Here is a 14,437-nt window from a genome sequence, read left to right as displayed (position 1 = left end):
TAAATAAAAATATCACTGCAAAATTATATATGGTACATACGTGTAGAATTATTTTCGATGCTGTCCGAACTTATCGGAAATTTTATGAAGAAAGGGGAATATTTGCGTCATACGCGGGTATTTTCATCTGTCCGTTTTCCACGGGGTTATTCGTGTGTGGCCTTGTACCAAGAGGTCGTACCTTTCAGTAAGGCCATGGGATTGGTGCTCGGGTCCGAGATCGTTATACCCGAGAAAGTATGTATGGGAAGGGGCCCTTTGGTCCTGGAATAAAATTTACCCGTATGGGTTTTATAGGGAACAAGCCGCTCCAGCTGTTCCCTGAAGCGGGCTGTCAGGACAGGGTCAGAGCAGAGGGTGAGGACATAATCGGCAAAGTCATAAAAGATGACGGGGGTGTATCCGTCCAGTCCCTGGAGTTCTCCTTGTAGGGAATCATCGAAAACATACCTGTCATTGATACTTTTCATGATAGCAGCCATATTATCTAATTCAGAGCAATCTGTCACAGCCAGTGTCCCGCAGGGCATCATTTCATAGGTTGAATAAAAGTCGTGGAATCCTTCGCAAAGGGATCCGTAATCAGGATTTCCCAGCAGGAACTCCCCCACAGTGGCGTAAGACATTCCGTATGCCATCATTTCACTGGTAGAGGCTATAAGAAATCTTGTGGCTTCTTTCAGTTCATAGGCAACCTCTACGGATGACATATAGCAATCGTCAAACAGGATATACTCCATTTTGACGCCCGCGCCTACAATCCCCCGGGCCAGGGTACCCACGTCCGTTTGGAACTCCCGGGTCAGTCCCCCGAAATAGCGTGTCAGCGGCTGCTCCTGATACTCCCAATGCTTTTTCATCCGGAAAAGGGAATCCGCCTGTGTACCGTCCACGGGAAGCCATCCCATGCCATGGGAACCTATGATCATAGCGTAAACCGGAGCAGGAGCAAATTCCTGCACGTCGTTCAATATCCCCGTTATGCCCTCCACCGTAGTAAACCCCGAAGTGCCATACCTTTTCAGCGTTTTACGATCGCACTTTCCTTTGGAATGTATGATCTCAAACATCGTGGCTTCCGTAGAGCTCGTGGACATAAACACGAGAATTCTTTCATGCTCCAGCCCCCTTCTGCTTACACACGCCTCCATATCCGCGATATTGGTGTAAAAATAGCCTGTCAGGTCAGTGGACCACGGCAGAAACATGAATAACGTTTTCCGATTTTCCATGGCTTCCCCGAGCTCTTCCTTTTCACATGAAAGAAAAATAAGGGAACAGCACACGAAAAGCAGGATACTGGTCCATGTATAAATTTTCCGTGGAGCTTTCATCTTGCGTATGCGATTAATCGGTGAAAAAATGGTTGACACTGCCCGATTTTACAACCAGATAAGGTCCCTTTACCGCCAGGCTACGGCAAAAAAGGACCCCGGATCCATGTCATATGTTCAAGAGAAATCTCCGGGGCATATTTCCCGGAATTCCTCCGGAGCGGAAATATCTTCCTCGGATATTTCCACGTGTTCCACGCCGTCCTGTCCTCTTATCATGCAGGAAAACATCTCCGCCCCGTCCAGACAGGAAAATACCTCGTGCCTCGGTTCTCCGTTTTCAAACCAATAAACGCAATATTCCTTCATCGTAGTAAAAAATCAGTATTTACCGGCACGATCTCAAGTTCGATACCGAATTCTTCCATCTGCTGACGGATATTCCCGCAAGCCAGTTTCTCCCTGGCCGCTTCAATCCCCGTGAAGGCATCGTATCCTTTCGGTGCGGATACAATTTTCCCTTCTAATACCGCATGGGTGATCTCCCCTCCGGCTTTTACCCCGGCATTCATAATAAAGTAATAATCTTTCATCTTATCGTGAGTTGAATCTATTAATCTATTTACCGGTCAGAGAAAAGGCCGGATATTTCACCGCAAACCCGAATGCCCGTTATCTTCTCTTGCAAGTCCATTCCGGGATTTGTTATAATAACGGTTCATCGATCCACGATCCCGAACCGGACCAGCATCGAATATCTCTTTTTTATCGTGCGGCTTCTCTCAAATGGGGGCGGGGCAACCGATAAGATATGACCTTGTGCAAACATCTCTTTTCCAGCATCCCCTCCTTCCACGATGCGGATGATCTCACCCGGCCTCTTACCTATTGCCTCCAGCAGGTAAACCGCCTTTTCCCGTGCCGCTTTCAGTGCTTCTATCTTGCCCTTCCTGTGATAGGACAGGATATCCCTATGTTCCAGTTTATCTATATACATCGTATGAATTCCTTTTGTGTCCACCCGTTTTAAAATTTCATCAATCAGTGTGAAGTCACGTAACGTGACATCAAATGATTTGGAAACCAGAAAATCCTGTCCCGGCTTACGCCAATTATCGCCCACATCCTTTGTGCGGATTGCCTCCCGTGGCACTCCGACTATTTTCAAAACCTGCTTCAATTCCTCCTCTATCCTGGTAAGAGGAACCTTCGTCCGATATTCTTCCGGTTTGGATACGCCATCAAACTCTTCTTCGAAGTACTCCCTTATTTCGATAACGTAATGAATCCTGTCAGGAACTACCTCTATCTCGGAAGTACCGGTTACCTCTATATAACGTTCGCCCACCTGAGCGGGCAGCGGAAAGGGAATGAACATGGAGATCAACAATAAAAGATTGAAAACACGCATAACAGTCTATTTACAGGTTTACCGGGAATCTACATGATCGTCCGGTCATCTATGATCCTGTAGTCCATATCTGAACGGGGCTGGAAAACAGGAGTAAAACATGATTGATAAATTTCCATAAAACACATTAAAATCCACCCCTCCCTGACAATGGAAGGGGTAGATTCACTCCCGGTCTATTTTCGATTATCTTCTTTCCGGAGAACCAAGAAAGACTCCGAGGGTTTAAAATGAGGGACCTTGCGAGCCGGGATGCATATGGTTGTGTGCTGTTGGATATTCTGTGCCTTCTTTGCCGCCCTTTTCTTCAAAGAAAAGGTCCCGAATCCGCGCAGGAATACAATTCTCTCTCTGCCGAGTGCATCCTTCACGCATTTCATGAAACTCTCGATTACCAGGCCAACGGTCCTGCGATCGATTCCAAGCTCCTCAGAGACCCGGTTTATAATATCTGCTTTAGTCATATCTGAATTTTAATGTTCACACTATTTTTATCATTCAGGGACAAAGGAAAATTTCCACCGCCAAGGAGTAGCCTGTTCCTCAGATATGTTCCTGCCCGATACCGTCCATACCGTTTGAATAAACGTCATTGTTTCTTCAGCAAGTCACGTATTTCTGAAAGTAACTTTTCCTCGTTGCTCGGGACAGGTGGGGGCAAGGGTGTCTCTTCTTTTTTGCGCCTGAGATTGGAGAGCAGGCGGATGAACAAGAAAATGGCAAAAGCGATGATCACAAAATCCAGCATGGTCTGTATGAAGTTTCCATAGTTTATCGTGACGGCCGCCTGTTCGACTCCATCAACTACCCTGGCGGGTTCCAATTCCCATCTCAGTTCCGAGAAGTTGGTTCCGCCTACCAGCAACCCTATCGGTGGCATGATGATGTCTGCCACCACTGAAGATATTATTTTCCCGAAGGCACCGCCAATAATCACACCCACGGCCATGTCTACTACGTTTCCACGCATGACAAACGCCTTAAAATCCAGTAAAAAACTACTTTTTGACATTTTTTTTTATTTTAGTTGATAATAATGTATCAAACAAAGGTGGATAACAGAGAAACGTGTCTCGGGGTCATCCACCTTCCCTTCATCGTTGTCTGTCGCTATGCTGAGAAATGGCTTTCCACACTATGGCACTGGCCAGACCTCCTGTCAGTGGAGCGACGATAAATAGCCAAAGCTGTGAGATCGCGCCTCCTCCCTCGAAAAGTGCGGGTCCTATGCTGCGCGCGGGATTTACTGATGTTCCGGTGATGGGAATACATACGATATGCACCAGGACAAGCGTCAGCCCGATGACCAGGCCCGCCAGTTTACCGGCCCCTTTCTTTTTATCCGTGGCTCCCAGCGCCACAAGAACGAAAATAAACGTAAAGACGGCCTCAGCGATAAAGGCCTGCAACATTTCCCCCTCAACAAAGCCGTTGCTCCCTGTCATGGTAGGGCCGGCATGTGGCCCCGTAGATACCAGTATGAAAAGTACGGCTGATCCGAGAATCCCCCCGATTATCTGGAAAATAATGTATAACAGGGCATCCTTGCCCCCCATTCCTCCCGAGCAGTACATGCCCAGTGTGATCGCCGGATTTATATGGCATCCGGATATTCCGCCAATAGCGTATGCCATGGCGACCACCGACAGCCCGAAGGCTATGGCAACTCCCAGGGTACCCACCCCGGTGGTGACCGCACCGGGCATATCCCCGGCAAAAACAGCACTTCCGCATCCCATCAAAACAAGGACCATTGTCCCGATCATTTCAGATACATACCTGTTCATAGCATTTCAAATTACGTGTAGAATAAATATAGTTAATACATTCTGTTCAAGTGAATGCATCTTTCCGGTATTTTCCGGATCGCATTTAACGGCTACTGGATTCCGTTCCCGCGTTGATCGTACAGATGCTTACCCGGTTCCAGTCGGGCTCCTCGAACATGTTCCCTACTCCCTGGCCCTCGGCTACAATCCGTTCTTCTGCAATTCCATACTTGCCCACCAGGATTTTTTTCACGGCCTCCGCTCTTTGTCGGGCGATCCGCTCGTTAACTTCCACGCTTCCCTCAGGAGAGGCATAACCCTTGATGAGCACACTTGCTCCCTTATGGTTCTTTAAATAAGTAGCGATACGTTCGACATTCGGGAGTTGGGAGTTGTCAACTGTCGTCCTGCCCTGGCGGAAAGTTATGACGGATTCCAGCGTCTTTTTAGTGTTGTCAATGGTGTCTTTCACAATTTTTGGTTCCTGGTTGCGGCATTTGTCCAGTGCGGCCTCCAGTTCCGTTACCTTTCGCACTGCCTCCTGCAATGCCTTGGCATCTTTACCGGCCTGTGTATGAAGTTCATTAATTTTTGCGTTCAAGACATCCACCTCCTGCTGGTCGTAAGCTCTCACTTTTGTAAAGTGGTGTTTCCCGTTACTGCATCCGAAATGATACTTCAGACCAACGGATATTTCCCATACGGCCCGTCCGGAATGGAAACGTACGGCTTCGGAACCCATAGCATTCATGTCATAGACCAGGGCAGGTTTCAGTGCCAATGTCCATGCCTTGCTCTCTCCCAGGTTGAAATTAAAGTTCAGGCCCAGTTTTGTTGACATGCTGTTCTGATCGGAACCCGTTTCCCGGTTCATATAATAATGCAACCACCCGATTCCGGCCACCGCTTCGATTTCAAAAGGTCTGGGAACCCCGGTATAGGTCCCAAGGAGATTGTTCAGGTTCACCAACCCCAACAGACTGACATTGGAGCGGTCGAAAATGGTCCTGCTTTGTGAGGTGTTAAAGCTTCCGACCGCCTCCAGACCGAAACCGAAAACCGGTGTCAATTGTTTATTCAGTTCTATCCCCGTGATCGGGCGCATGTTTCCAAAGAAAGAATGATGTGTTAACGGGGTTGTTCCTCCCGCACTGATCCCGATGGACCAGTTGTCCAGAAACTTGTTACCCTCTACTGCAGTCTGGGCATTTGTGTGATACATAAAAACACCAGACAAAAACAAACTGATAAAAATTTTCTTCATCATAAGGTTTAATTTTTAATTATTTTGCAAAAATCGAAATTTATTCAAAAACACATGTTTTCATTCCAGCTCTTTTTTTTGTCATTTTAGCTCTTTAATGCAAAGAAACTGGCTGTATGGATGACCTTCAGAAGTGATTCTTTTTCTTTTGGAAGAAGTGGCATTCAAAAGAAGAGTATTCATAAGTTTTAATATTTTGATTGTTAAACTACAAAGACACAAGTTTTTTCCATTCATGTGAATCACAAGTATTATCATGAGCGATCATTCTGCCTGCTTCCCCATGAAAAACAGTGTCGATCTGTTTATTAGCAATGCAAAAACATGGACAATTATATTTATAATTTTGCAGCAATACAATCATAGCATAAGCGGTTTTATGCTTATTAATCATTCTCGATAATCATCTAAACCTGTTGCACGTCCATCCAGTCATGTAAAGTAAAATTCCCAGGCCTGGCGGAGAAATGCCCCGTATTACTCCTCCTGACCTGGGAATAGAATGATGCGGATGAGATTCCCGCACTGTTTCAATCCATTTTCATCACTATCTGAACATTCGGGTTATTTGCTATCCAGGGCATTCCAATAATCCATGTTGGTAACCCGTTCCAGCAGGACTTTTCTGTCCCCTTCACGGATATTGTCCGCAGCAGTGGCGGAGATAATGGCCGCACGCTTACCCACGCCACGCCATTTAATCATCCGGGCGGGAACTCCACGCCCGATCAGGGCGGCATGCACCTTTTCAGCACGCCGTGCGGAAAGGGTCAAGTTATAGGAGTCGCTTCCTTTGGCGTCCGTGTAGCCCGTGATAAGGAAACGGCTGTCCGGATAGCTTTTCAGTAGCTCTGCCAGCCTGTCAAGCGTTCTTTCCGAAGTGGCTGTTATGACATCCCTGTCAAATTCAAAATGGATATTCTCCAAGAGATCACACGCCATAGTGTCAATAATGGCCGGAACCTCCACCTTTTTCTCAACCACCCGCTCGACGATTCTTTCCACGGGTTTCTCTATCTCCACATATCGTACCACCGGAGCCGCATGTTTGCTCTTTCCGCCAATACGCCAGATGACACTGGCAGAAACCTGAACGAAGTGGGGAAGCCCCTTCTGCACGGGCAGAAGGTATTCACCTTGTAACCCCAGCCCGAACGAGTTGCTTAACCAGGCTTTCACACCCGCCCCGAAAGACAGGGGAACAAACGAGTTTTTGTCGGATGAACGCCCGTCAGGATTCCAGATGTCGGAAGACTCCCAATATGCCTGTCCGGTTGGATCATCCTCAAAGTTGCCGCCATATACGGAAGCAAAGTCTTTATGCAGATAGTTCACACCTACCCTGAGATAAGGTTCAACCCATTGGGATCTGAGCAGGGGAGTAAAGCGGAATTGTAGCCCCAGTCCCCCCATGTACAGTAAATCACGTTTCCTGTCATCACCTGCGGTACGGTTGTTGTTTTTCGTCAAACCGACGCTTCCCTGCAAATCCAGGTAAAACCACCGGTTCAATTCCCGTGCGATGTACAAGTTTGCCCCTCCCATCAGATGATTCGCTTTCAGGTTATAAAAGTAGTTGTCCGGCGTACTCCGGAAACCAGTGACTGACACCCGACTCCAGTTTATCAGCGAACCGCCGAGACCGATCTCCCAGGCTTTTGATTCCTTTTCTGACAGTCCGTCATGCGTCACCTCTGCCTGGAGAGGCACACGACGGGTCGTTTTCGTGTCCTGTCCTCTCACCGCCAGAGAGACCAACAGCAAGGAGAGACACACAAAGCATATCGTTATTTTTTTCTTCATATTCAATTATCCAATAAATAAATCAATTCATCCAGTCGACAGGACAATCCTTGATTGGCAAGGGCATCCGCTTGGACCAGTCCGCAAAATCAACTAAATAGTACTTATCTTCCTCTTTTAACAGATAGTAAGCGTAACGCCCACGGTACTCGTTAGATATATTATATGTTATTTTATCAGTGCTTTCTGTCCGTCGTCTGATATCCAGACCAATCCAGTTATTGGGATAAGTGCTTGTCAGTTTAAAGCGCTTGCCTCCCGTTGACAACGGCTTGGATCCGGTATGTACAGTTCCTCCCGTTCCATTGATGAAAGTACGCATTTCTATAAATACAGCCCGATTTTCTTCCAGCTCTGATGCCGGCAACTTGCCTTCCGGATGTTTCCAAACATTGGTTCCTTCCTCTTTTGTAAATTTATCTTGCCCTATCGGGTAAGCGTATGTTTTATAAAAATCCTGTAAATTATCCGTGTCAATCTCTCCCCACATGGTGGTAATACCCTGCTTGATTTCAATAAACACACTGTTTTCTTTAAAAGATGGGGCCGGATACACTTCCGGGACATGTATCTTGTCCTGCAAATATACAGTCTGTCCATAGTCATTATAACTTCCCGTACCATCACCAAAATACAGTGCCGCATAATTGTCTGTTTGGTCCCATTCATATTTCGCCAACTTGCCGACAGTATCATTCTTCGCCACATTTGCCTTCTCCGTCTCTGTCAAAACCAACGGACGAATGATGTAGAGATATGAGTTTCCATTGCTATAGCGGACTAACTGATCTTTGTCCACATTTCCTTCGTTGACAGGCCGGTTTATATCTTTAACCCTGGCCGATTTCATACTATTATAAGGAGTAGTAATGGACGTCGGATACTTATCCCATTCTCCATCCACTTGACGCTCGAAGCTGTAATATACATTTAGTGTCCTATAAATATCTATCGACGTATTAGAATAATTAGACAGATATGCGCTTGTAATGATAGCTCTAACATTGATCCTATTCGGCACCAACGTGTTGCCCGCACTCGTTTCCTGCGTTCCATCAACCGTTACAGTCACACTTCCTTTCCTTTCTGATAAACCCTTATTGTCTGGCAATTTATCCCATGTGACCTTGAACTGCCCTTCCTCGTTTGTGATAAATGCATCCGTAGAAGATACACCGGGTAAGTCGCTCACCTTTACTCCGGCTGTGACCTTTTTGCCGGTCTTGTCATACACGGTAAATAGAACCGAACCGTCCGAAGGTACAACATACTCTTTCAGGGAAGAGTTCCAGTATTCAGGAATAACATTGTATTTTCCAACTTCTATCTCGATAACAGAGGATTTTCCGGTCAGGAAATCCCAGAAATCAGTCTGCTTGTTCCGGTCCGCCGGCCATTTTTGGTCAGGATTATGCGGGTTGTCCACATCACCGGACGAGATATACTCTTTCCAAAGCTCGTAGGCACTTTTACCGTTGGCTCCGTTAGCTCCATCCTTTCCGTCCTTTCCATCTTTGCCATCCTTACCGAAAGCGGGCTTGCCTGTATCCGTTCCATTTATATACCAGTTGCCGTTATCGCCAATGGTAACCTCGGGAGATTTCCCGTCCTGCCCAACGGCCTTTTTCCCGGTATCCGTTCCGTCCACAAACCAGTTGCCGTTATCGCCGATGGTGACCGTAGGAGGCACGGCATCCTTTCCGTCCTTTCCATCTTTGCCATCCTTACCGAAAGCAGGCTTGCCTGTATCCGTTCCGTTAATATACCAGTTGCCGTTATCGCCAATGGTGACTGTCGGCGGTATAGCATCACGACCATTCGTTCCGTCTTTACCGTCTTTACCATCCTGACCGTCACGCCCACGTGCGCCGATACCGGTATCCTCTTTCCCAATGAACCAGTTGCCGTTATCACCTATATGCGGTGTCTGTCCGTCCTCTCCGCTGGCTCCGGTCAGGAAACGCCAGAAATCCTGTACCGTGTTGTTTTCGGAGGGCCATTTCTCGCCGGGATTATGCGGGTCGTCCACGCTACCGCTGGCAATCATGTCTTTCCACTGCTCGAAAGCACTCTGACCATCCTTCCCGTCTTTGCCATCTTTTCCCTTGAGAAACTTGAAGAAGTCAGCGACTTCTGTCTGATCCTTCGGCCAGTTGACGGTTCCATCCGCAACTTTTTCCTTCCAAAACTCGTAGGCTGAAAGCCCCGTATCACCTTTGGGCCCCTTGGGCATGGTGATATCCACGTCTGTACAGGATGTCATGAATGACACTATGACCATGCCGCACAGAACTGATGATTTGAATAAATTCATGTAATTGTTTAATTTTAAATATATAAAATGAGGAATAAATCAATATAATCAATACCTAAAATAATTCCTTGATTTACGGAAAAACGAGCAGTAAAAATTAACCATACTTGTTATAGTTATTAATATTAATAATATATTTTTTGCAAAATAAGATGAATATTTTGATTTTTAACCTATCAATTTAGCTCTATTTTTTAACAATTTGTTCAGTAATCATGATTTTATTAATAAATAAACCGTATTTTTGGCCTATATCAATATTTATATTTGAATATGTACATTAAAATTCCTGCATAATCAGATGCAACCGACTATAACAAGAAATACCATACGGTTGTTATGGTCACTTTGATCATCTAACAATTTCGTCTTCAGACAATCCGTTCTTGTAATCAATAACTTGAAGCGTTTAAAAATCAGGAAGTACGGTATATTTTGGACCTTTTTCTTTCTTGTATGTTATTTCCCCACTCCCGGCTGTTGTCTTTTAGCACGCAGCATTTCTGCCACTTTCTTTTCCGTCCAACGCTCGAAGTCCTCCACCTCTTTCCTGATCTTCCATATTAGCTTCCTGTCCCTGTTCCACTCGAAGCAGTTCTCCAGCCTGTCAAGTGTCTTGGCGTCCGCATTTCCCGACATCAGAACGTAGCGGTATTTGAGCCGCCAGCCCCTTTTAAGCTGCCATGCGTTATGCACCAGCGAAAAAAGAAACAATTCCACGATGGTGACTTGAACAAGATACGACCTGGAATATGTCACGTTGAAACTATGGCTGTGGTTTACTTTCAACCCTTCCAACCGGTCTATCTGTCGGCTCAACTGTTGCAGGTACTCGTCCGTTGCTGCACCCTTGTTCTTTCATCCGTCATCCTGAACAGGACTTTGTTCGCCTGGAGTGTTTTATGCATTTCCAGCACGTCCTGACCGCCTGCGGTGTCTTTCCTAGACAGATGCAGACAGCCTGCCACATTATATCAAGTTGCTCCTTGGTCAGTTATCCTTTTCCCTGCTATTTTCCATGGCTACGTAATTTTCGGTTTGCGCTCTTGGCGAAAAATTGCTTAAATTCGCTATTATTCAACAATTTGCGCTGTTCAACCAACTTGGTAAAACTATATAAAAACAACTGTTTTACTACTAAGGTAGAAATTTACGCTTATTATCCGTTTTTGATCAGGTGTGAGAGTTTCGGATCCGCCTTGATGCGCTCGATCTCGTCAGCGACAATCTGCTTAACCTCGCTCTTGATGCGGTAGTAGTTGGCATCAATCTGCTGCTGCATGGTGTCGTTGCCATCCTTGTCGGTGAAGTCGATGATCTGCGGTATCTTCACGTAGCGGGCGGTCTCCCGCCTGACCTTCTCGTTATCCACTACAATCTCGGCATGGAAAATCTTCTGCTCGATGCGCTCGTCGAAGTTGTCGGCTACCGCCCCCACGAACATGCCCTGCGTGAGGTTGGAAATCTTGCTTGCCGGAATAAGGCTGTCCATCTGGGTGTTGATGGAGACGGAAGTCTCGTTCCGGTTGATGGTCATGTTCTGCCGTTTCTGCAGGACCTTTCCGAAGCGTTCGGAGAGCGTCTTGGCGGTTTCCGCAACTACCTGACCTGCAAATACATTGCCGACCGTGTTACAGATTACGGCGCTTTCCTTGTCACCGTAGTCACGCTTCAACTGAGAGAAATCCTGAAAGCCGAGCATGACGGCTACCTTGTTGCTTCGAGCGGTGGCAATGAGGTTATCCAGCCCACGTATGTAAATGGTGGGCAGCTCGTCGATAATCACGGAGGATTTGAGACGTTTCTTCTTATTGATGAGCTTGACAATGCGGGAGTTGTACAATCCCAAAGCCGCCCCGTAGATGCCCTGACGGTCGGGATTGTTGCCGACTACCAGCACTTTCGGCTCTTCGGGATTGTTGATGTCGAGGGTGAAATCGTCCGCCGTCATCACCCAGTAGAGAGCCGGGGAGATCATGCGGGAAAGCGGTATCTTGGCACTGGCAATCTGCCCCTGCAACTGCTCCACCGCCGAGCTTTCCCATGCGTCCATGAAGGGAGAAAGGTAGTTCTCAAGCTCCGGGTACGAGGTCAGGATGGGGAAAATGTCGGCATACTTGCGGTTCAGGAACTCGATGGCATGGGGGAAGGTGCAATACTTGCCGTTCTTGTAGATTTTGAGATACCATATAATACTGGCTAACAGAATGATAGGCGATTCCACGAAGAAATCGCCCTGCTTGGAAATCCATGTGCGGTTCAAATTTAACATTATCGTGTAGGCACTCTCGTAGGCATCGCTGATGTCGGTCATGAAGTCGGGATGGATGGGGTTGCAGCGGTGGCTTTCCCTCGGATTGTCGAAGTTTATCACGTAGAACTTGGGCTTGACCTTGTAGCCGTCCAAGTGGGCGAGTAGGTGGTTGTAGGCTATCTCGGCGAGGTCGGGGTACTTGAAATCATACAGGAAGAGCGAATAGCCCTTCTCGATGATCTGTTTGATGTACTGGTTGATTATCGCATAGGACTTGCCCGAACCGGGCGTACCCAAGACCATCGTCGCACGGAAGGGATTGACAAGGTTAATCCATCCGTCATACGCCCTTCCCCTGAACCGGAAGCGGGTGCGGAGATTGACAGAATACTCGTTCTCCTTCAGTTTGGTTTCCTGCATGAAGGATTCGTTCTCGACGTTGAACACGTCTTCGAGCAGGTCGGTCTTCAGCAGGCGTGACATCCACAGCCCTGCCATGAGCAGGCAGATATACCCGACGGTAAGGGTGGCGATATACAGCACGGTGTCTGCCGGAAGCGACAGAGGAAGGGCGAGCAGCCACCAGTTGCCGAAAAAGAGCAGCAAGCCGGACACGCCGCAAAGGATGATCCTGCGCCACGTGATTTTCTGCTCCTTCACGCCCTTTGTGCCGAGGCAGCTAAGGGCGAGGAACAGCACGGCGAAGAGCTTCGTCCAGAGGATATTGGAGAACAGCCCGGCGGTACGCTGGAAGCCGAGCAATATCCTATCGACCACGCCGATGTCGATGCCCCATTCCCGGACGGACTGGTAACAGAACCAATAAATATTGATGACTACAAATAAAATGCTTATCGCACGCATGAACTCCATGACTTTGGCGAGTCCACGCAAATCGTCTTCGTTTTGCATAATTCGTTGAATTTTAAGTTGATTATTGTTGCCTGCCGTACTTGCGCCTCTTTTTCTTTTTGCGCTGCGGCGGTACGGGCTGGTCACCGGACGCTCCGCCGGGTACGAGGGCAAAGAGGTTGAAGGAGGCCGCCACGTTTTGGGTAGTGCCGTCCTTGTGGTCAGGACGGTAGCCGGTATGTCCGTCCCATTGGGATGCGCCCGTATGCTCCTGCTGCCGGGTGGGATGTTCCACTCCGGCGGAGGGTTGCGGCAGGTGAATGCCTTCCTGCCCGGCGAAAAGGTCGTTGAACACGCCTGCGGAAAACTCCTTGCCCAGACGGGAGCCGTTGAAGACGGCTTTGGCGGCATGGTCGATGAAGGTCGCCCCATAGATGCGCCCGGCTTCATTCTGACGGAATACCACGCCGATTCCCTGCCGCATGAGTTCCCGCTCGAACTGCGCCCGGTCATGCCCTGCGGTCTGCATGGCGGCTGCAACCTTTCCGGCGGTGGCGGCGGCGACCTCCTTGTGGGTCTTTTCCCATGCGGCAGCGTTGTGCATCCGCCTTTCGAGGGCAGCGATGCCCGCCTCCTTGCCGAACACGGAGGACTTGAAGGGCTTGCCGACCTTGTTGCCCTCCCTGTCAGTTGCCGAATAGGTCAAGCCGTGATACTCCCGCCCGCCGTATTCCCCCTTTACCTCGTCCACCGTGATGCCGTAAAGGGAAAGTACGGCACGGTATTCGCCCAATGTACGGAAACGCCACTCCCGGGCGAGCGGGCGGATGACTCCTGCCAACTGTCCCTTGAGATTGCCGTCCCCGTAACCGACGGGCGACAAGGGTAGTCCCTCCTTCCACTGCTTGGGCGTAGCCGGGACAAGACCGAACTGCCGTTCCAGCTCCCGGCAGACCTTCATCGAACTCCCGTGTTCGTAGCTGTCGGAAATCGCCCGCCCGGTTTCGTCCACCCGGACGGAAACGATGTGCAGGTGCTCCCGCCCGATGTCGTTGTGGCGATAGACGATATAGGGCTGGTCGCCGAAGCCCATGCGCCGCATATACTCCTCCGCCAAGCTGACAAACCGCTCTTCACTCAAGCAATCCTTCGGGTCGGGATTGAGGGAGATGTGCAGGACGGGCTTCTCGGTCTTGCGGTTGGCTGTGAGGTAGTCACCGAACGAGCGGGAAAGATGCCCTATCGTGTATGGGGTATCGCCCTGCGGCTCGATAATCCGGCTGGTGAAAAGCACGTCGGCGTGCCGTTCGTCCACCTTCAACTGGTTGTAGGCAAGCACCCCGTACAGGCTGCTGCCGTGCGAGATCTTGGCTATCATCGGACGGGGTATTTGCTCCGGAACTCCTCCACCAGTGCGGAAATCCGCTTGCTTAACTCGACCAGTTCGAGGGTGTGCCGCTCCAGCTTGTAGAGGAAAGCGAGGGCTTTCTTCTCCG

13 protein-coding genes and 1 pseudogene are annotated in these 14,437 nt (G+C 48.5%); all 14 read right to left on the bottom strand.

The window, feature by feature from the left end:
* Nucleotides 1-146: 146 nt before the first annotated feature.
* On the bottom strand, nucleotides 147-1,334 hold the full coding sequence (locus tag HMPREF0106_RS07420) for a clostripain-related cysteine peptidase (protein WP_025813761.1): 1,188 nt from the start codon (nucleotides 1,332-1,334) through the stop codon (nucleotides 147-149).
* Nucleotides 1,335-1,451: 117 nt separating this feature from the next.
* Nucleotides 1,452-1,643: a hypothetical protein gene (locus HMPREF0106_RS07425; protein ID WP_008760199.1), complete on the bottom strand. Its 192-nt coding sequence runs from the start codon at nucleotides 1,641-1,643 to the stop codon at nucleotides 1,452-1,454.
* Nucleotides 1,640-1,867 carry a hypothetical protein gene (locus HMPREF0106_RS07430; RefSeq protein WP_008766541.1) on the bottom strand — a complete coding sequence of 76 codons (228 nt, stop codon included), beginning with the start codon at nucleotides 1,865-1,867 and terminating at the stop codon, nucleotides 1,640-1,642. Before HMPREF0106_RS07430 ends, HMPREF0106_RS07425 begins: the two co-directional genes overlap by 4 nt.
* Before the next feature lie 125 nt (nucleotides 1,868-1,992).
* The gene (locus HMPREF0106_RS07435; RefSeq protein WP_008640895.1) at nucleotides 1,993-2,685 is read right to left on the bottom strand and encodes an SIMPL domain-containing protein; all 693 of its coding nucleotides are present in this window, start codon (nucleotides 2,683-2,685) and stop codon (nucleotides 1,993-1,995) included.
* Between the two features lie 176 nt (nucleotides 2,686-2,861).
* Nucleotides 2,862-3,149 (bottom strand): HU family DNA-binding protein, encoded by a 288-nt coding sequence (locus tag HMPREF0106_RS07440; RefSeq protein ID WP_008760198.1) that lies wholly within the window; start codon nucleotides 3,147-3,149, stop codon nucleotides 2,862-2,864.
* Between the two features lie 125 nt (nucleotides 3,150-3,274).
* The gene (gene mscL / locus HMPREF0106_RS07445) at nucleotides 3,275-3,697 is read right to left on the bottom strand and encodes a large-conductance mechanosensitive channel protein MscL (RefSeq protein WP_008760197.1); all 423 of its coding nucleotides are present in this window, start codon (nucleotides 3,695-3,697) and stop codon (nucleotides 3,275-3,277) included.
* Between the two features lie 82 nt (nucleotides 3,698-3,779).
* A complete protein-coding gene (locus HMPREF0106_RS07450; RefSeq protein WP_008766545.1) occupies nucleotides 3,780-4,472 on the bottom strand; it encodes an MIP family channel protein in 693 nt (230 codons plus the stop codon).
* Nucleotides 4,473-4,557: 85 nt separating this feature from the next.
* Nucleotides 4,558-5,718, bottom strand: a complete 1,161-nt coding sequence (locus tag HMPREF0106_RS07455) for an OmpA family protein (protein ID WP_025813754.1) — start codon at nucleotides 5,716-5,718, stop codon at nucleotides 4,558-4,560.
* Nucleotides 5,719-6,282: 564 nt separating this feature from the next.
* The gene (locus HMPREF0106_RS07460; protein ID WP_025813753.1) at nucleotides 6,283-7,521 is read right to left on the bottom strand and encodes an OmpA family protein; all 1,239 of its coding nucleotides are present in this window, start codon (nucleotides 7,519-7,521) and stop codon (nucleotides 6,283-6,285) included.
* A gap of 22 nt (nucleotides 7,522-7,543) precedes the next feature.
* The gene (locus HMPREF0106_RS07465; protein WP_009040565.1) at nucleotides 7,544-9,835 is read right to left on the bottom strand and encodes a hypothetical protein; all 2,292 of its coding nucleotides are present in this window, start codon (nucleotides 9,833-9,835) and stop codon (nucleotides 7,544-7,546) included.
* A gap of 459 nt (nucleotides 9,836-10,294) precedes the next feature.
* The gene (locus HMPREF0106_RS27910; RefSeq protein WP_014299618.1) at nucleotides 10,295-10,654 is read right to left on the bottom strand and encodes a hypothetical protein; all 360 of its coding nucleotides are present in this window, start codon (nucleotides 10,652-10,654) and stop codon (nucleotides 10,295-10,297) included.
* Nucleotides 10,655-10,994: 340 nt separating this feature from the next.
* Nucleotides 10,995-13,001, bottom strand: coding sequence for a conjugal transfer protein MobC (mobC, locus tag HMPREF0106_RS07470; protein WP_009040563.1), 2,007 nt, complete (start codon nucleotides 12,999-13,001; stop codon nucleotides 10,995-10,997).
* A 22-nt stretch (nucleotides 13,002-13,023) separates the two neighbouring features.
* The gene (mobB, locus tag HMPREF0106_RS07475; RefSeq protein WP_009040562.1) at nucleotides 13,024-14,319 is read right to left on the bottom strand and encodes a conjugal transfer protein MobB; all 1,296 of its coding nucleotides are present in this window, start codon (nucleotides 14,317-14,319) and stop codon (nucleotides 13,024-13,026) included.
* Nucleotides 14,316-14,437: pseudogene (locus HMPREF0106_RS27905) on the bottom strand (hypothetical protein); the annotation flags it as partial. The gene mobB and the pseudogene HMPREF0106_RS27905, both read right to left, overlap by 4 nt.

The sequence above is a fragment of the Bacteroides sp. D22 genome (genome assembly GCF_000163675.1).
GTDB lineage: Bacteria > Bacteroidota > Bacteroidia > Bacteroidales > Bacteroidaceae > Bacteroides > Bacteroides xylanisolvens.
The sequence above is the reverse complement of the archived record's forward strand: the minus strand, read 5'-3'. Positions and strand labels throughout refer to the sequence as shown.